Origin of the sequence: Chelatococcus reniformis (assembly GCF_014640075.1) — a bacterium.
GTDB lineage: Bacteria > Pseudomonadota > Alphaproteobacteria > Rhizobiales > Beijerinckiaceae > Camelimonas > Camelimonas reniformis.
Window position 1 is genome coordinate 114,564 of record NZ_BMGG01000002.1, and the last position, 18,034, is coordinate 132,597.

Annotated in this window: 11 protein-coding genes; 9 read left to right on the forward strand and 2 right to left on the reverse strand. The window is 68.1% G+C overall.

Annotation, left to right across the window (positions count from 1 at the left end):
• Nucleotides 1–94 precede the first annotated feature (94 nt).
• Nucleotides 95–355 carry a hypothetical protein gene (locus tag IEW34_RS05145; RefSeq protein WP_188608094.1) on the forward strand — a complete coding sequence of 87 codons (261 nt, stop codon included), beginning with the start codon at nt 95–97 and terminating at the stop codon, nt 353–355.
• Nucleotides 356–533: 178 nt separating this feature from the next.
• Entirely contained in the window at nt 534–1,853 is a 1,320-nt protein-coding gene (locus tag IEW34_RS05150; RefSeq protein ID WP_188608095.1) for an MFS transporter, read from the forward strand.
• Between the two features lie 10 nt (nt 1,854–1,863).
• Here IEW34_RS05150 and IEW34_RS05155 read toward each other — a convergent pair whose 3' ends face one another.
• Complete coding sequence (locus IEW34_RS05155) at nt 1,864–2,565, reverse strand: SDR family NAD(P)-dependent oxidoreductase (protein ID WP_188608638.1); 702 nt, start codon at nt 2,563–2,565, stop codon at nt 1,864–1,866.
• Nucleotides 2,566–2,895: 330 nt separating this feature from the next.
• On the opposite strand from IEW34_RS05155, the gene IEW34_RS05160 reads away from it, so the two are divergent.
• Entirely contained in the window at nt 2,896–3,993 is a 1,098-nt protein-coding gene (locus IEW34_RS05160; protein WP_188608096.1) for a GTPase, read from the forward strand.
• 76 nt (nt 3,994–4,069) lie between these two features.
• Nucleotides 4,070–4,969, forward strand: a complete 900-nt coding sequence (locus IEW34_RS05165; RefSeq protein ID WP_188608097.1) for a LysR family transcriptional regulator — start codon at nt 4,070–4,072, stop codon at nt 4,967–4,969.
• 136 nt (nt 4,970–5,105) lie between these two features.
• Here IEW34_RS05165 and IEW34_RS30460 read toward each other — a convergent pair whose 3' ends face one another.
• Nucleotides 5,106–11,183, reverse strand: coding sequence for a choice-of-anchor I family protein (locus IEW34_RS30460; RefSeq protein WP_244641800.1), 6,078 nt, complete (start codon nt 11,181–11,183; stop codon nt 5,106–5,108).
• A 643-nt stretch (nt 11,184–11,826) separates the two neighbouring features.
• On the opposite strand from IEW34_RS30460, the gene IEW34_RS05185 reads away from it, so the two are divergent.
• The 5 genes from IEW34_RS05185 to IEW34_RS05205 are packed head-to-tail and all read left to right on the forward strand — an operon-like array spanning nt 11,827 to nt 17,973.
• Nucleotides 11,827–12,345, forward strand: a complete 519-nt coding sequence (locus IEW34_RS05185) for an NAD(P)H-dependent oxidoreductase subunit E (protein ID WP_188608098.1) — start codon at nt 11,827–11,829, stop codon at nt 12,343–12,345.
• The gene (locus IEW34_RS05190; protein ID WP_188608099.1) at nt 12,342–13,907 is read left to right on the forward strand and encodes a formate dehydrogenase beta subunit; all 1,566 of its coding nucleotides are present in this window, start codon (nt 12,342–12,344) and stop codon (nt 13,905–13,907) included. Before IEW34_RS05185 ends, IEW34_RS05190 begins: the two co-directional genes overlap by 4 nt.
• 10 nt (nt 13,908–13,917) lie before the next feature.
• On the forward strand, nt 13,918–16,800 hold the full coding sequence (fdhF, locus tag IEW34_RS05195) for a formate dehydrogenase subunit alpha (protein ID WP_188608100.1): 2,883 nt from the start codon (nt 13,918–13,920) through the stop codon (nt 16,798–16,800).
• Complete coding sequence (gene fdhD / locus IEW34_RS05200) at nt 16,787–17,692, forward strand: formate dehydrogenase accessory sulfurtransferase FdhD (RefSeq protein ID WP_188608101.1); 906 nt, start codon at nt 16,787–16,789, stop codon at nt 17,690–17,692. The genes fdhF and fdhD overlap by 14 nt, the downstream gene beginning before the upstream one ends.
• A complete protein-coding gene (locus tag IEW34_RS05205) occupies nt 17,689–17,973 on the forward strand; it encodes a formate dehydrogenase subunit delta (protein ID WP_188608102.1) in 285 nt (94 codons plus the stop codon). Before fdhD ends, IEW34_RS05205 begins: the two co-directional genes overlap by 4 nt.
• Nucleotides 17,974–18,034: the final 61 nt, after the last annotated feature.

The window sequence follows — 18,034 nt, forward strand, 5'->3', positions numbered from 1 at the left end:
GCGGCACTCGCCACCGCTCCGCTGGCGCCGGCCACGACACGGCGGGCCTTGCCCTTCGCGGGCACGGGGTCCGCCCCTAACGAAGGAGCCGACGATGGAGATGGATCTGAATGAGGTTGTCCTGGTGGACGGGCCGGCGGCGGCGATCATGGAGGCGATCGTCAAGGTCAGCGATACGACCGATCAACTCGACCGCACTGCGCTGGCCGATCTGCGAAGCCGATGTGAGACGCTGAACGAGTTTCAGCTTCTGCGGGCGGCGAGCTCGCTGCTGCAAGCGGCGATCGAGCATGGTGAAGGCCGCACACCTGAGCGAGGGAGGCGGCCGGCGTCGGGACGGGAGACGGCTGCTTGAGCCTTGCGCTTGGTCAATGGCCTCTCGATGCGGCACTTGAGCTGCGTCGCTCCCGCGGGACAATTCCCTGACCGGCAGAATTCAAGCGGTCGTTCCGCGCTCACCCGCGTAGAGTGGCGGGTGTGACGGCCTCGCGAGGGGGCTCGTCCACGCCTCCGACGACGAGTGACGCACCCCTATGCACGACAGCAAGACCGTCTCCCGCCACTGGTCGTCGCGCCTGCCGTTCTACTACGGCTGGGTGATCATCGGCATCGCCTTCGTGACGATGGCGATCAGCGTGAGTGCGCGCACGGCCTTCTCGCTGCTGTTGCCGCCGCTCATCGACGAGTTCGGATGGGATCGCGGCCTTGCGGCCGGCGCATTCTCGTTCGGCTTCCTGGTCTCCGCAGCCCTGAGCCCCATCGTCGGCCGGCTCATGGACCGACACGGGCCGCGCGTCGTGATCGAGAGCGGCATGTGCCTGCTCGCCGCGGGCCTCCTTGCGGCGGCTGCGATCGAGAAGCCTTGGCAGCTCTATGCGACGCTCGGCGTCCTGGTCGGTGGCGGCGCCAACTTGATGAGCTTCACGGCGCAGTCGCTGTTCCTGCCGCACTGGTTCGTGCGCCGCCGCGGCCTGGCCATGAGCCTTGCCTTCTCCGGGGTCGGCGTCGGGGCCATCGTACTGCTGCCCTGGCTCCAGTCGATCATCGGCCGCGACGGCTGGCGCGCGTCGTGCTGGGCCATGGGGCTTCTCGTGCTCCTGGTTGTCGGCCCGCTAAATCTGTTCGTGCGGCGGCGGCCCGAGGATATCGGCCTGCTGCCGGACGGGGCATCGCGCAGCGCCGCGCCCGATGCGGGCCGTACGATGGCGAACGTCGTCGATCCCGCCTGGACCGCGGTCGAATGGACTCTGGCCCGGGCGATGCGCACCAGCCGCTTTTGGTGGATCGTTCTGGGATACTTTTGCGCGCTGTTTGCCTGGTACGCGGTTCAGGTCCACCAGACGCAATATCTCGTCGAGGTCGGGTTCACGCCATTCGCCGCGGCCTGGGGGCTGGGGATCGTCAGCGCCGTCGCCATACCGGGTCAGATCGGCCTGGGGGCCCTGTCGGACCGCATCGGCCGGGAGTGGGTGTGGAGCGTGGGTTGCTGCGGCTTCGCCATCTGTTATGCCGCGCTGATCGGCCTCGAGCGCGCGCCGTCGGTCGCATTGCTGTACCTGATGGTCTTCTCGCAGGGATTTCTGGGCTATGCGCTGACCTCGGTCATGGGCCCCATCGTCGCCGAGATCTTCGAGGGCCCGCACTATGGCGCCATCTTCGGCGCCATAACCGTTGCCCTGATCGGCGGCGGCGCCGCCGGCCCGTGGGTCGCAGGCGTCATTCGCGACGTGACCGGCAGCTATGGCCCTGCCTTCATGCTGGCTATCGCCTGCTGCGTCATATCGGCCGCAGCGATCTGGATCGCTGCGCCGCGCAAGGTGCGGCTCGTCCCCGGCCGCTTGCCGCAGGGGTGAGCGGTCCTGGTCAGAATGTCTCGACCCACGGCCTGACCTCGACCTCCAGCGACCAGGCGCTGCGCGGCTGCCGCAGCACGTCGAGATAGGTCTGAGCGATGGCGTCGGGATCGAGCAGGCTGTCCGGACGCTCGGCCGGGTCCGGGCGGCCGGCGCTGCGAACGCCGCCGTCGATGACGACGTGCGCCACATGGATGCCCTTGGGGCCGAGCTCACGCGCGGCGCTCTGCGCCAGGCCGCGCAGAGCGAACTTGCCCATGGCGAACGGCGCCGACTGGGCAAAGCCCTTGACGCTCGCCGAGGCCCCGGTGAGCAGAATGGCACCGCTCTCCCGCGGGATCATGCGCCGTGCGGCCTGCTGGACGACGAGGAAGCCGCCGAACGCCGAGACCGCGAGCGCTTGCGCGACCTGCGCGGGATCCAGCTCTGCGATGGGGCCGCGCAGGCGGCCGGAGGCATTGTAGATCACCACATCGGGCTCGCCGAGTTGCGCGTCGGCCTCATCGAAGAGCCGCTCGACGGCCACCGGATCGGCGGCGTCGACGGCGAATGTCGCCGCACCGATGTCGGCTGCGAGCGGCGCCAGCTTGGCGGTGGTTCGCGCCGCCAGGCCGACCTTGACGCCGGCCCCGGCCAGCTGCCGCGCAACCGAGGCGCTTATGCCCGCGCCGGCGCCGACAATGAGAGCCGTCTTGTAAGGAAGGGGCATGATCCTAGATCCATGGCTGGCTGGGGTCCGGCGCAAGGCCGCGCCCCTTGGGCAGGTGTGGTGCGATCGCAGCTCGCCGGGCGGATGCGATGATCCGCCGACCGGGCAACCGCCCTTACACTGGGAATTGCGACGCTCCTTACCAAGAGGCGCTGTTGACCAAGGAGCGCTCTTGCAATGTGCTCACAGGCTTGGCGATGCTGTACGGGGCAGGAGAAGCGCGATCATGAGCGTCACGGCGCCTGGCAGCACGCCGGTCCGAGGCGCATTCGTCCGGCCCGATCGGGACACGCCGTGGCCGTTAGCCGTCCGGCGGCACAGGGGAAGGCTCAGATGGTCGACAGCACCTTGATCGGTCAGGTGTCCCTCGCCGAGGCTGCACAGTTCGCACGCCGCCGGCTGGAGGAGCGCGAGCGCGAGCGCCTGACGATCGCGCTCGTGGGGCGGGGCGGCGCGGGCAAGAGCTCCCTGATCAACAAGCTCGTCGGTCGCAAGGTGTGCGAGGTCGGAGTGTCGACCGACAAGACGCAAGCCGCGCACCGGCACGAGTGGGGCCAGGTGATCTTCATCGACCTGCCCGGCTACGGCACCCGCGAGTTCACCCTCGACCGGGTGATGACTGAGTTCGGGGTCGAATCATTCGACATGTTTCTGTGGTGCGCGAGCGGCAAGTTTCTGGAAGAGGACCTCTCCATCCACGAGACGATCGCCAAGACCGGCAAGCCGATCATCTTCGTGCGCACGCATTGCGACACCCTCTACGACGAGGAGAAGTCGGACGAGGAGCTGGAGGCCGAGATCACGGAGGATCTCCAGCGCCTGCTCAAGCGCCGCGTCGACCTGCTGTTCGTGAGCGCGAACAGTCGCTATCCCAAATTCCGGGAGCGCCTCGCCAAGCTCACCGAGGCCATCGTTCATCACGCGCGAGAGGCGGGCAAGGCCAAGGCCGAGATCGTGTACCGCGACTTCCAGGCCTTCACCGACAGCTTTTTGAAGAAGAAGCGCGAGGCGGTCGAGGAGATGGTCACCATGCACTCGCTGATCGCCGCCGCCAACGGCATCAACCCGGTGCCGGGGATGAACGTGGCGGTCGACATCGCCAACGTCACGGCCATGCTCAACCGGGTGTCGACGGCCTACGACATCGATCAGATCGCCAAGATGAAGGTGCTCGGCGACCCGCCCACGTGGCTGCTCGGAGCCCGCGGCCTGGTCCATACGCTGGCGTCCGGCGGCGTGGTCGCCCTGCTCAAGGCGGCCGGCGGGCCGGCGCTGATCCAGCAGGTGGGCCGCTATGTCCCGGTGTTCGGGATGGCCGTCTCGGCCGGCCTCGGCTTCCTGATCGTGCGCCGGGCGGGCCTCAACTTCATCGAGGACTGCCACCGGACGGCCGAGCAATACCTCAACGCCTCCGGCGGCTCGTCATCGTGAGGTCGGGCACCCGTGGCCAGGCGGGCCTCACGACCCGGCCCTGCCATGCGCGCGCGACCGGGGGAAGCCAAGCCGCATGGTCATCAAGCAACTGATCTATCTGGACGCGCTGGCGCGTGAGAAGCACTTTCGCCGCGCCGCCGACGCCTGCCACATCTCGCAGCCGACTCTGTCGACCGCCATCCTGCAGCTGGAGGAGGAGCTGGGCGTCCTCATCGTGGAGCGCGGCCGGCAGTTCAAGGGCCTGACCAAAGAGGGCGAAGTGGTGGTCGCCCATGCCCGCCGCATTCTCGCCGAGGCCGAGCTGCTGCGCCAATCGATCGCCGAACTGCGCCAGGGCGTGAGCGGGCGCCTGCGCCTCGGCGCCATCCCGACCGCGCTGCCCATGGTGGCGCACATCACCGCGCCGTTCTCGCAGAGCTTTCCCGCGGTGTCCCTGACCGTGCTGTCCCTGACCTCCCAGGAGATCCAGACCCGCATCGATCAGTTCGAGCTCGACGTCGGCCTGACCTATCTCGACAACGAGCCGCTCGACGGCGTCATCTCCAAGCCCATCTACCAGGAATCGTACGTCCTGCTGATGCGCGACGACAGCCCGCTGGCCGAGCGCAACGAGATCACCTGGGAGGAGGCAGCGCGGCAGAAGCTCTGCCTGCTGACCACCGACATGCAGAACCGGCGCATCATCGACGGCATCTTCCGGTCCGTCGGCCAGGCGCCGGTACCGGCCATGGAGACCAATTCGATCTTCAACCTGTGCTCGCACGCCGGCCTGCTGGGCATCTCCAGCATCGTCTCCCGCCAGCTCTTGGAGTTCTTCGGCATTCCCATCGGCACTCGGGCGGTCAAATTGGTCCAGCCGGAGGCGCAGCGCACCATCGGCCTCATCGTCGCGGATCGCCAGCCCATCGCACCGCTGGCGCGAAACCTCCTGATGATGACGGGCCCCATCGGCGTGCTCGGTCCCGTGCGATGAAACGCCCGCGCGGGGCGGAGGGGGTGCCCTTTCGTCAGCCATCCGGACGAAAATGAAAACGCCGCCGGTACGTGCCGGCGGCGCCTTCGTAGAGCTGTCGACGCGGCGTCAGCGCTGCCGTCAGGACCGCTCACATCTAAGCGAAGTGGAAGTTGCTGGCGCCGAGGCTGGCTGCCTTGACCCCCATGAGCGTGATCGTCGAACCATCGTCATAGGTGATCTGGGCGCCCATGTAGCTGTCCTGGAGCCCACCCGCCTGGAGCGCGGCGAAGTCGCTGAACTCGCCGGCCGCCAGCTCGACCACATCGCCGCCGGCCTGGAAGTTCAGGACGGTGTCGAAGTCGTCGCCCACCCGGAAGACGAAGGTGTCGTTGCCCAGATCACCGTACAGCACGTCGTTGCCGGCCCCACCCACCAGGCGGTCATCGCCGGCGCCCCCCAGCAGCCTGTCGCCGCCGGTGCCGCCGAAGATGGTGTCGTTCTCGGCGCCGCCCAGGAGCACGTCGTCGCCCGTCCCGCCGTAGATCCCGTCGTTGCCGCCGAGCGCCTGGACGACGTCCGCGCCACCCTTCGCGTCCACGCGGTCGGCACCGTCCGCGCCGATCAGCAGCTCGCTCTCGTCGGTGCCGATGACCGAATTGAGGCCGCCGCCACCCTCGTCGATGCCGTCGAACACCGTGTCCTCGCGGACGTCGAGGTTCTGGATGCGCGTGTCGTCGGCGGCCGTGGTGTCCGCCTCGGCATAGGCGGTCTCGGTGTAGAATTCGTCCATGTATTCGGCGAGGGCGTCCTGCTCGGTCCCTTCCGCGGCGAAGCTGGCCACCTGGCCATCGTCCGGCACGACGTCCGGCGTCAGGTCGACGACATTGGCGAAAGTCGGATCGGCGTTGATGAAGTCCTGGAACGGATAGCCGTCGCCGCCCTCCAGCAGGAAGCTCAGGGTCACGAGGCGAATGGCCTCGGGGGCATCATCGACCACTTCGCCGTCGCGCACGATGACGGTCGTCGGGACGCCGTTGTCGTCGATGAGCGCGGCCGACACGACACGCTCGCCGGCCGGCAGGTCCTTGTCGAAGCTGTAGGAGATGCCGCCGATCTGGGCGAACTGGCCGGGCGTGGCGCCAGCCGCCGTCGCCTCGACCGCATGCTCGAGCACTTCGAGCATCTGCTCCGGCGTGACCGTGATCAGCGACAGGGCGTTGTTGAAGCGCAGCGAGTTGGCGATGTCGAGCTGCGAGACGTCGCCCTGCTCCTTGCCGACGTCCGGGTTCGCCGCCGGCGGCAATTCCTGAGGATTGTTCGGGTCGGCGTTGATCATGCCGATCGAGTCGCGGATGCCGCCGCCGTTCTTGATCGAGACGAGGACGGCCTCGTCGACCTGCTGCGCGTACCAGAGGTTCGCATCGGCCGACAGGTTGCCGAGATTGGTCTCCTCGGTCCGAACCTCGCCGCGACGGCCCTCGAGATAGACGTCGGTCCGGCCGAAGGTGTTCCCGTCCTGCTGGTCGATGATGGCGCCGACGCCCTGGGCGATGTCATTGACGAGATCGCCGCGGCTCCCCTCCTCGAAGGGATCGGTGTCCACCTCGCCGTCGCCGTCGATGTCGATGGCATTGGCATAGAGGGCAGCGACTCCCGCGTCGGTGGTCGCGAAGGCGCCGCTCACATTGGCGTCGATGCTGTCGGCGATAACGTCGCCGTTCTGGTCGAAGTCCACCACCAGCCGCCCGACATAGGAATACTCGCTGTCGGTGTTGACGATGACGGTGGTCTTGCCGTCGGCGTTGGTCGTCACGAGCGGGTAGGTGTCGACGGCGGTATCGCCGGGGTGCAGGCCGCGCGCCACGTCCTCGCTATCGGCGAGGAGCGTGTGCGAGCCGCCCGCCACGATGACGTCGACACCGTGCAGGAGGGGCGCGAGCGCCTTCTCGAGGCTCAGTTGCTGGAGGTGCGAGACCAGGACGATCTTATTGATTCCCTGGGCCAGGAGCGCGTCGATGGTGGGCTGAAGGACGGCCGCGAGGGCGGCCATGTCGTCCTCGTCCGGCCCGATGACCTCGACGCCGCCGGTCGAAGAGATGCTTTCGACGATCTGGGTCGTAGCGCCGACGACACCGATCTTCTCGCCGTTCTCGGTGATGATGGCGGCCGGCGCGATCTTGGCGCCGATGGCGTTGAACGTCTCGGCACCCTTGATCTCGCTCGTGTAGAGCGGGTTGAGATTGCCGTCGCCCGAGAAGTCGAGATCGGCCGAGAGGTACGGGAACTGAGCGCCCGGGTAGCCGGCGTTCTGCCGGATGATCGCGGCGAGCGGGTTGGTGCCCGCGTCGAACTCGTGGTTGCCGATCGCCGAGGCCTGCACGCCGATGATGTTGAGCATCGAGATGTCGGCGGTGCCGAAACCGGGCGTGATGTTCAGCGTGCCGGGCGCCAGGTTGTAATAGTCCTCCAGCGCCGTCTCGTAGACTTCCTTCAGGGCCGGATCGCCGCCGGCACTGAAGAACGGGCTGGGGAGGAAGTTGTCGCCCGAGGAGAGCGTGATCGAGTTCTCCTGCGTATCCTCGAGATAGTCGACGATCGCGGCGAAGTTGCCGGCCCGGTCGACGGCGTCAAGGCCGGCTTCGAAGTCGGACGCGTGCAGGATCTGGAGCCGGAAGGTCTCGGGTTCCGTCGCCGGCAGGTCGACCGCGTAGGAGGTCACCGTGCCGCTGTACTCGTTGGCGACGAGCAGCATGCCCTCGCCCGTCGGGCTGTCGGCGGCCGCCACGTATTTGATGATCTCCGGCCCCCGGTCGTTCGTCGTGGGCGCCAGGTACTTCACGTAGGTGGGCTCTTCGGGATCGGTGACGTTGTAGATCATCACGCCGCCCTGACGCTCGAGACCGACGAAGGCGTAGACCTGATCGCCGATCTGAGCGACGTCAATGCCCTCCGGCTCGCCGGCCTTGTTGTCGGAGCGATTGTCGAAGCTCGGCTCCTCGTCCTCGCCGTTGGTGTTGAACACGACCCCGGAGTTCGGATCCTGCGCCAGCTTGGCGATGATCTTCTCGAACTCGCCGCCGGTGTCGGAGACCTTGGTGATGGTGCCGTCGTCGTTCTGCCGGAAGATCGTCATGCCGCGGCCGCCGAAGGTGTAGATGTCCTCGTAGCCGGCCTTGGTCGGATCGGTGTCGCCGTCGATCGCTGAGACGGTGAGGCGCCCGGCAAGATCCTCGCTCTTCAGCGCCGCCTCATCCGCGCCGAAGACGTCGTCGTTGAGGTCGAGGCTGCTGAGACGCGCCTCGTCGCTGCCGTCGACGCGGCTGTCGCCCTCGTTGGCGGTCGCGAAGTAGGTGACGCCGTTGAGGGTCCAGGTCGCGATCGCATCGGGCATCAGCAGGCCCTTGATCTGGGCCGTGACGATGTTGACCGCGCCTTCGCTGTCGCCCCCGGTGCCGGCGCCGTCCCGATCGGAGAAATCCCCCTCGTTGCCGGCCAGCGCATGGTCCACGTAGCCGAGCGGCAGGACCGACTTCAGAACGGGCGCGGAGCCCGAAATATCGAAGGTCGCGACGGCATTGTTCTCTTGCAGCGTGACGAAGGCGGTCGTGCCGTCGGCCGAGATGTCGATATATTCGGGCTCCAAAGCGGTCGAGGCGGAGAGCCCCGCATAGATCCGCACGCCGGCCTCGCGCAGGCCATCCTCATAGCCGTCGAGCGCATCGAAGCCTACGGTGCTGACGGTCGCAGCGGCGGCGCCGGCCGACAGGTCGATCATCGAGATGGAACCGGGTGACTCCACCTCGCCCTCGTCCGGGTTTTCGCCCTCGTTGGCGACGAGCAGCTTCATACCGTCCGGCGTGAAGGTCAGCATGTCCGGCAGGGACCCCACGGTGAGCGTCTTGAGCAGGCTGCCGTCCGCGGTCGAGAACAGGGCGACGGTGCCCGGATCCGACTTCGTCGGCGCCTCGATGGCGACGGCCAGGATGCCGTTCGCGATCGCGATCGAGTTCATGCCGCTGCCGTCCTCGCTCGCGTCGTAGCCGGCAACGAGTGCGGCGACATCGATCTCGCCGACCTTGGTCGGGTTGGCGGGATCGGCCATGCTCACGATCTCGACCCGGTCGGTCACGTTGTTCATGACGAACAGGCGGTCGGTGGACGCCTCGAAGGCGATCACCTCGGCCGAGCCGGAGCCGCTCCCGGTAGCGTAGGTGCCGAGGACGCTCGTATCGAGCTCGTTCGTCGCCTCGAGCGCACCGGTCGAGCCGGTCAGGGTCGAGTCGGCCTGGTCCAGGATGTCGATTCCGTCGATTTCGGAAGGCATGATGGTAAAGCTCGCAAGAAGAGGATCGTGATCGCTGGTCTGGTCGGCGAACTCCCCATTGATGTGCACGACATCGAATGCGGCGCCGCTCTGAAGGCCCTGCGTCACCAGGAGATGGTCGAGCGTCTCGGAGTTGCCTTCGAAGACGTAGTCGTAGCGCTCGTCCTCGGGCAGCAGATCCATCAGGTCCGACAGAACCTGCGTGCCGCCGGGCACGTAGTCGGCCATGGCATCGATCGGGGCGTTGCCGGGGACGTCGTAGTTTGAGACATTCGCCAGGCCCTTGATGACCTGCATCGGCTCTTCCGACGGGAATTCGTTGAGGTCGCCGGCCACGATGACCTTCGCATCCGCGTCCTGCCCGAGCAGGTTGTCGACGAAGTTGTTCACGGCCTGGGCCTGGGCGGCGCGCTGCACCTCGCCGGCGTTGAGCGGCGGCTGGTCGGAGCCGAGCAGCGGCCCGCTGCCGCCCTTGGAGGTGAAGTGGTTGTTGACGAGCGTCACGTCCTCCCCGTTGAACGTGAAGGTGGCGACCAGCGGCGGACGCGAGTCGAAGAAGGGGTTGTCCGGATTGGTCTGCTGTCCCACGTCGGCTGCCGAGATCGCGCTGCCGTCGGCCGCGATCGTGGCAAGCGAGCCGTCGACGAAGTCGACGCGGTCGGTGCGATACAGGAAGGCGTTGCGGATGTTGCCGCCGCCCTCGCCGCCGTTGGTGTCGTCGCCGATGAAGGGGTTGTCGATCCAGGCGTAGGAGACGCCGGCGGGCGCTGCCGCGTTGAGCGCATCGACGAGCATCCCCAGCGTGGCGGAGGCCGAGGTTACGGCCGAGCCGGCGGCATTGCCGGGCCCGTCGTTGTCCTGGATCTCCTGGAGCGCCACGATGTCGGGCGCATTCAGCGAACCGAGGATCTCCTCGGCGATCAGCTGGAAGCGCGCCGCGCCGTCCGAGGGATCGAGGTTCTCGGCATTGTAGCTTGCGACCAGCAGCTTGCTGGCGCTGCCCTCGAGCGTGCCGCTCTCCTTCTCGAGCGTGCTCTCCACGGCGACCGAATAGGCCTGGGTGGGGGTGATCTGATAGCTGCCGAAGTCGTAGTTGACGACGCCGGTGACGTCGGCGAGCTGAGCCCCGACGTCGGCGTCCGGGCTCACGAACCCTGCCAGCACGCCCGAATCGTCGTCGATCTGGATGCGCTCGGGATTGAAGTCGCCGCCGGAGGTGTTCTGATCGCCGAAGTCGCCGAACCCCGGTGTCAGCAGGAGGTTGCCGCCATCCGTGTCGCCGGTGGCGCTGGTGCCGTTGGTGGCGTCGCCGTCGTCGACCACCGTGAAGATCTCGCCGAAGCCGTTCGTGGGGCCGACGACGACCGCCTCGTTCACGGTCACCAGCATGCCCTCGAGGCTCTCGAAGAACTTGGCCCCGGCCACCAGGCTCTCGGTCGGGGGAAGGAGGCCGTCAACGCCGCCGATCTGGACAGGCAGGATCGCCGGTGCGGAGGCCGCCTCGGCGAGGACCTGGACTGCGCTTGCGCCGGTTGCCACGATCTCCGTCGTGGAGAGGCTGCCCGCTGCCGCACCGTTCGGGATGAACTCGTCGACCCGGCCGGTGACCTGGACGAACTGCCCGGCCGTGACGGTCGGCGCGGAGTTCGTGAACACGAAGACACCGTCGGAGGTCGCAGCGTCGCCGTCGCCCGTGGGATCCTGGATGTAGAAGCCGTTGCTGTCGATGGCGGTGACGACGCCGCGGGTGGTCACGGTCGAGCCGTCCAGCGCGGAAAGGTGACCACTGCCCTGGATCGTATAGATCCGGGTAAAGTCATCGCCCCCGATGTCCGCTGCGTCTCCGGCGACACTCGCCGCGATCAGGTCCTCTTGCGGCCCGGTCTCGTCGAAGTACACGTCAGACATCGCATCCTCTCTTGCTGTCATGGGACGGGCAGGGGCGATTTGCCTCGCGAGATGCAAGGCAACTCTCAACACTTCAGCGAACGCATCTGAGCCGTCCTCAGGAGAGCGCAGGCGCATTGCTGAGGCAAAGCCATCCGTCGCCTAGGACTGGTCGAGCCGATGGTTAACCAGCCGGGATGACAGGTATGTGAATATCGCCGGCTCTCGAATCCGACTGTCCTCAACTATGTGCCGTCGCCCTTCGCCGTCGCCGTATGGGGGCCGATCGGCCCCGTCGCGCCCGGTCGCCCGTCGGCTGGACACGCTTGGCCGGCTGGCGGCTCGGGGGCTCGTCGGCGCCTCGTTGGCCGACATCTGATAGCCTCCCTATATCGCCGCGCGCTGGCCGTCACGAACGCGGCCTGTCTGGCAATGGCCGCGAACCGGCCCTGCCGTCGCTTCGACCTTTGTCGCATAGGCGTCGCCCGGCGCCCTTGTGATAGGCAGGGGCTATCAAATATTAGTAACAATCAATTTGAATTCATTCCAAAGACGGGCACGATCCCATCGCGGGGCTCACGTGCCTCGCCCACGGGGCGGGTCGTTTGAAACACGGGCATTGCCCGCCCAAATTGGACGGGACGGACGTGCCGGCGGAGGTAGAATGGGCGGCTACGCGCCTTGGAATGCGGATGTTGCGCAGCAGCTCGTTGCGCGCCTCAGCGGGCTTGAAGGCGCCATGCTGCCGGTGCTGCACGCTCTTCAGGAGGAGTTCGGCTACATCGATTCGGCGGCCGTGCCGCTGATCGCTGACGCATTGAACGTCTCGCGCGCCGAGGTGCACGGTGCCATCACCTTCTATGACGATTTTCGCGAGGGGCCACCGCCCGCGCGAATCATAAAGCTCTGCCGTGCCGAGGCCTGCCAGGCGCTGGGATGCGAAAGTCTGGTGGCAGAGCTCGCCCGCAGCCGCGGCATTGTCGTTGACCAGCACGGCGCGGCCGACCTGGTCGTCGAGACCGTCTATTGCCTGGGAAATTGCGCGCTGGGGCCCGCGGCGCTGGTGGGCGACCAATTGATCGGCCGGCTCGATGCACCGCGTCTGATGGCGCTTTGCGACGGCGCCGCGCCGGCGCGCGTGCAGGAGCTACCACCGGGGGCGGCCGGGAGGGCGGCGCCATGAGCGCGGCGACGACGCGCGTTTTCGTGCCCGTCGATGCGGCCGCGCTTTCGGTCGGCGCCGAGGCCGTGGCCTGCGCCATTGCAGCGGAGGCGGCGGCCCGCGGCCTCTGCGTCGACATCGTCCGCACCGGCAGCCGCGGCATGTTGTGGCTGGAGCCCCTGGTGGAGGTCGAGGTCGCCGGCCGGCGCATCGCCTACGGGCCGGTCGCGGCCGGCGACGTGGCGGCGCTGTTCGACGGCGACTTTCTCGCCGGCGGGGCGCATCCGCTCCATCTCGGTCCGACCGATGCGCTGGCGTGGATGCCGCGCCAGGAGCGCTTCACGTTCGCCCGCGTCGGCGTCACCGATCCCTTGTCGCTTGCCGACTACCGCGCCCAGGGCGGTCTCGCTGGCCTGACCCGGGCGCTCGCCATGGCGCCGGCGGAGATCGTCGAGGCCGTGCGCGCCTCGGGCCTGCGCGGCCGCGGCGGCGCCGGCTTCCCCACCGGCATCAAGTGGAAGACGGTGCTCGCGGCCGAGGCGGAGCGGAAGTACATCGTCTGCAATGCCGACGAGGGCGACAGCGGCACCTTCGCCGACCGCATGCTGATGGAAGGCGACCCCTTCGTGCTGATCGAAGGCATGGCGATTGCCGCTGTCGCCGTCGGCGCCACCCAGGGCTACATCTACGTCCGTTCCGAATACCCCCACGCGGCCCGCACGCTGCGGCGCGCCATCGTGGCGGCGGAACGGGGCGGTGTGCTGGGCGCATCGGTGCTCGGCTCGCCCCACGCCTTCCGGCTCGAGGTGCGGGTCGGCGCCGGCGCCTACATCTGCGGCGAGGAGACCTCGCTGCTGGAGAGCCTGGAGGGCAAGCGCGCGATCGTGCGCGCCAAGCCGCCGCTGCCGGCGCTCGCGGGCCTGTTCGGCCAGCCGACGGTGGTCAACAACGTGCTGTCGCTGGCGAGCGTGCCGTGGATCCTGGCGCACGGTGCGGAGGCCTATGCCGGGGTCGGCATGGGGCGCTCGCGCGGCACCATGCCGGTGCAGCTTGCCGGCAACGTCAGGCGTGGCGGCCTCATCGAGCTGGCGTTCGGCGTGAGCCTGAGGACATTGGTCGAGGGCTTCGGCGGCGGTACGCTCACGGGCCGGCCGGTGCGGGCCGTGCAGGTCGGCGGCCCGCTCGGCGCCTATCTGCCGGAGCACCTGCTCGACACGCCGCTCGACTACGAGGCGCTCGCCGCCGTGGGCGGCATGCTCGGGCACGGCGGCATCGTCGTCTTCGACGACCGCGTCGACATGGCCCACCAGGCGCGCTTCGCCTTCGCCTTCTGCGCCAAGGAGAGCTGCGGCAAGTGCACGCCCTGCCGCATCGGCGCGGTGCGCGGCGCCGAGACCATGGATCGCATCATCGCCGGCGAGGACAGGCCCGCGAACATCGACGTGCTGCGCGACTTGAGCCATCTGATGACCGATGCGTCGCTTTGCGCCATGGGCGGCCTGACCCCCATGCCGGTGATGAGCGCGTTGACCCATTTTCCCGAAGATTTCGACCCGCCGGCTCTGTCGGCGGCGGCCGAGTGAGGAAGGCGCCATGAGCCTGATCAAGGAGATCGATTTCGGCACGCCGATCCGGGTCGCGGAGCAGCAGGTGACGCTGACCATCGACGGTGAGAGCGTCACCGTGCCGGCCGGCACCTCGGTCATGGCGGCGGCCATGAGCCTCGGCACCAGGATCCCGAAGCTGTGCGCCACCGATTCGCTCGAGCCGTTCGGCTCTTGCCGGCTCTGCCTGGTGGAGATCGAAGGGCGCCGCGGCACGCCGGCCTCGTGCACCACGCCCGCCGAGGAGGGCATGGTGGTGCGCACCCAGACCGACCGGGTGCGCGGCCTGCGCAAGGGGGTCATGGAGCTCTACATCTCCGACCATCCGCTCGACTGCCTGACCTGCTCGGCCAACGGCGATTGCGAGCTGCAGGACATGGCAGGCGCCGTCGGCCTGCGCGAGGTGCGCTACGGCTACGACGGCGCCAACCATGTCGTCCCTGGTGCGGCGCTGGCCGAAGCCAACCCGCTGTTCCTGGGCAAGGACGCGTCGAACCCGTACTTCACCTACGATCCGTCCAAATGCATCGTCTGCAATCGCTGCGTGCGGGCCTGCGAAGAGGTGCAGGGCACCTTCGCGCTCACCATCTCCGGCCGTGGTTTCGATAGCCGCGTCTCCGCCGGCGGCACAGATTTCCTGGGCTCGGAATGCGTCTCCTGCGGCGCCTGCGTGCAGGCCTGCCCGACCGCGACGCTGATGGAGAAGTCGGTCATCGAGCTCGGCCAGCCCGAGCATTCCAAGGTCACCACCTGCGCCTATTGCGGCGTCGGCTGCTCGTTCAAGGCCGAGATGCAGGGCGACCGCGTGGTGCGCATGGTGCCCTACAAGGATGGCAAGGCCAACGAGGGCCATTCCTGCGTCAAGGGGCGCTTCGCCTGGGGCTATGCCACCCATGAGGATCGCATCACCAAGCCGATGATCCGTGAGCGGATCACCGACCCGTGGCGCGAGGTCTCGTGGGAGGAGGCGATCGACTACGCCGCCGCCGAGTTCAGGCGCATCCAGGCGGCGTACGGCAAGGATTCGGTCGGCGCCATCACCTCCTCGCGCTGCACCAACGAGGAGGTGTTCCTGGTGCAGAAGCTGGTGCGCGCCGCCTTCCGCAACAACAACGTGGACACCTGCGCCCGCGTCTGCCACTCGCCCACCGGCTACGGGCTCAAGACTACGCTCGGCACCTCCGCCGGCACCCAGGACTTCAAGTCGGTGGCCAAGGCGGACGTGATCCTGGTCATCGGCGCCAACCCGACCGACGGCCATCCGGTGTTCGCCTCGCGCATGAAGAAGCGTCTGCGCCAGGGTGCCCGCCTGATCGTGGCCGATCCACGCCGCATCGATCTGGTCAAGACCCCGCATGTCGCCGCCGACCATCACCTCCAGCTCAAGCCCGGCACCAATGTCGCCCTGATCAACGCCATCGCCCATGTGGTGGTGACCGAGGGGCTGGTCGCCGAGGACTATGTGCGCGAGCGGTGCGACCTGGCCGACTTCGAGGTGTGGGCACGCTTCATCGCCGACGAACGCAACTCGCCGGAGGCGACGGAAGAGTTCACCGGCGTCCCGGCCGCCGAGGTGCGAGGCGCGGCCCGCCTCTTCGCCGGCGGCGGCAACGGGGCGATCTACTACGGCCTCGGCGTCACCGAGCACAGCCAGGGCTCGACCACGGTCATGGCCATGGCCAACCTCGCCATGGCGACCGGCAACATCGGCCGCGACGGCGTCGGCGTGAACCCGCTGCGCGGCCAGAACAACGTGCAGGGCTCGTGCGACATGGGCTCGTTCCCGCACGAGTTCTCCGGCTATCGGCACGTGTCGGACGATGCTACCCGCCAGGTGTTCGAGCTGATGTGGGGCGTGCCGCTCGACGTCGAGCCCGGCCTGCGCATCCCCAACATGCTCGACGAGGCGGTCGGCGGCACCTTCAAGGGCCTCTACGTGCAGGGCGAGGACATCGCCCAGTCCGATCCCAACACCAAGCACGTCACGGCAGGGCTCGCCGCCATGGAATGCGTCGTCATCCAGGACCTGTTCTTGAACGAGACGGCGAAATACGCCCACGTCTTCCTGCCGGGCTCGTCGTTCCTGGAGAAGGACGGCACCTTCACCAACGCCGAGCGTCGCATCAACCGTGTGCGGCAGGTGATGGCCCCGCTCGCGGGCAAGTCGGAATGGCAGGTGACCATCGACCTTGCCCGGGCGCTCGGCTACGAGATGGGCTACACCCACCCCAGCCAGATCATGGACGAGATCGCGCGGCTGACGCCGACCTTCGCCGGGGTCTCCTACGACAAGCTCGAGCGGCTGGGTTCGGTGCAGTGGCCGTGCAACGACAAGGCGCCGACCGGCACGCCGCTCATGCACGTCGACCGTTTCGTGCGCGGCAAGGGCCGCTTCATGATCACCGAGTTCGTGCCGACCGAGGAGCGCGCCGGCCCGCGCTTTCCGCTGCTGCTGACCACCGGGCGCATTCTCTCGCAGTACAACGTGGGCGCCCAGACCCGGCGCACCATGAACAACGTCTGGCACGAGGAGGACGTGCTGGAGATCCACCCGTTCGACGCCGAGAACCGCGGCATCCGGACGGGCGATCTCGTGGCCCTGGCCAGCCGCTCCGGCGACATCTCGCTGCGCGCCGAGGTGAGCGAACGCGTGCAGCCGGGCGTCGTCTACACCACGTTTCACCACGCGGTGACCGGCGCCAACGTCATCACCACGGACTTTTCGGATTGGGCCACCAACTGCCCGGAATACAAGGTGACGGCGGTCGAGGTGCGGCGCACCAACCATTATTCCCCCTGGCAGGAGCGCAACCGCGAAGAGGATGTCTCGCTCCGGCGCATCGCAGGACGCCTGGCGGATGCCGCAGAGTAGCGCGCCCGTGCAGCCCCCGGCGTCCGTCGTGGTCTCGGCCGAGCCGATCGGCTTCGCTGGCCAGGCATGGGCCGGCACGCGTGGCGCGGCGGCCCACACCGCGGACGTGGCGGTCGAGATACCGGTCAGCATCGTCTACGGCGCGGTGCCCTATGCGGTGATGATGGCGAGCCCGGCCGACCTCGACGATTTCGTCACGGGCTTCAGCCTGACCGAGGGCATCATCCGCTCGGCCGCCGAAATCCGCCAGGTCGCGATCGAGCCGCAGCGGGACGGCGTGGTCGTCACCGTGGACCTCGCGCCCGACCGGTTTCGCCAGCACCTGGCGCGCCGGCGCAACCTCACGGGCCGCACCTCGTGCGGGCTGTGCGGCGTCGAGGACAGGTCCGAGCTGCCCATGGCCGAGCAGCGACCCGTCGGCGGCCCCCCCGTCGCCGCCGCCGCCATCTCGACGGCGTTGGAGGCGCTGGCCCGCCTTCAGCCGCTCAACGCGCTCACCCATGCCGTCCACGCCGCCGCTTGGTGCGGCCTCGACGGTGCCATCCTGGCGACGCGCGAGGATGTCGGCCGGCACAACGCCCTCGACAAGCTGATCGGAGCGAGCCTCAGGGCCGGCATCGACCCGGCTTACGGCTTCGTGCTGGTCACCAGTCGTGCGTCCTTCGAGATGGTGGAGAAGGCGGCGATCTTCGGCGCCGGCACGCTGGTCGCCATCTCGGCCCCGACGTCGCTCGCCATCGAGCGGGCGGAGCGCCTCGGCCTCACCCTCGTGGCCATCGCCCGCAGCGATGGCGCCGTGGTGTTCACGGGCGCGCTGGCTGCGCCGGACGGCGGCAGCAGCGAGGCCGGGCCAACTGCGCGGGCGACAATGGGCAGGGTGATGCAGCGATGAGCGATCGCACCGCGGCTGCAACGGGGCCCGGCCGGGCAGGGGCCGCCAACGACAGCGCCAAGCTGGCGCGCATGGCCGCTCAGATTGCCGGCTTCTTCGCCGCTTATCCCCAGGAGCAGGCGGTGTCGTCCATCGCCGAGCACATCAACCAATTCTGGGGCTGGCGCATGCGCGAGGATTTCCTCGCCGCCTTCACCGCGAACGACGGCGAGCTGCAGCCCTTGGTTCGCAAGGCCCTGCCGCTCGTCAGAGGACGACACAAGCCGGAGCCGGGCGTCTAGAGCGTTTTCGAGCGAAGTGGACGCCGGTTTGCGTGAAGAAAACGCGACAAAACAAACAGAT

What these genes read in the sequence shown, in the direction of transcription:
- IEW34_RS05145 (WP_188608094.1), top strand. Translation starts at nt 95, where the DNA reads ATGGAGATGGATCTGAATGAGGTTGTCCTGGTGGACGGGCCGGCGGCG.
- IEW34_RS05150 (WP_188608095.1), top strand. Translation starts at nt 534, where the DNA reads ATGCACGACAGCAAGACCGTCTCCCGCCACTGGTCGTCGCGCCTGCCG.
- IEW34_RS05160 (WP_188608096.1), top strand. Translation starts at nt 2,896, where the DNA reads ATGGTCGACAGCACCTTGATCGGTCAGGTGTCCCTCGCCGAGGCTGCA.
- IEW34_RS05165 (WP_188608097.1), top strand. Translation starts at nt 4,070, where the DNA reads ATGGTCATCAAGCAACTGATCTATCTGGACGCGCTGGCGCGTGAGAAG.
- IEW34_RS30460 (WP_244641800.1), bottom strand. Translation starts at nt 11,183, where the DNA reads ATGTCTGACGTGTACTTCGACGAGACCGGGCCGCAAGAGGACCTGATC.
- IEW34_RS05185 (WP_188608098.1), top strand. Translation starts at nt 11,827, where the DNA reads ATGGGCGGCTACGCGCCTTGGAATGCGGATGTTGCGCAGCAGCTCGTT.
- IEW34_RS05190 (WP_188608099.1), top strand. Translation starts at nt 12,342, where the DNA reads ATGAGCGCGGCGACGACGCGCGTTTTCGTGCCCGTCGATGCGGCCGCG.
- fdhF (WP_188608100.1), top strand. Translation starts at nt 13,918, where the DNA reads ATGAGCCTGATCAAGGAGATCGATTTCGGCACGCCGATCCGGGTCGCG.
- fdhD (WP_188608101.1), top strand. Translation starts at nt 16,787, where the DNA reads ATGCCGCAGAGTAGCGCGCCCGTGCAGCCCCCGGCGTCCGTCGTGGTC.
- IEW34_RS05205 (WP_188608102.1), top strand. Translation starts at nt 17,689, where the DNA reads ATGAGCGATCGCACCGCGGCTGCAACGGGGCCCGGCCGGGCAGGGGCC.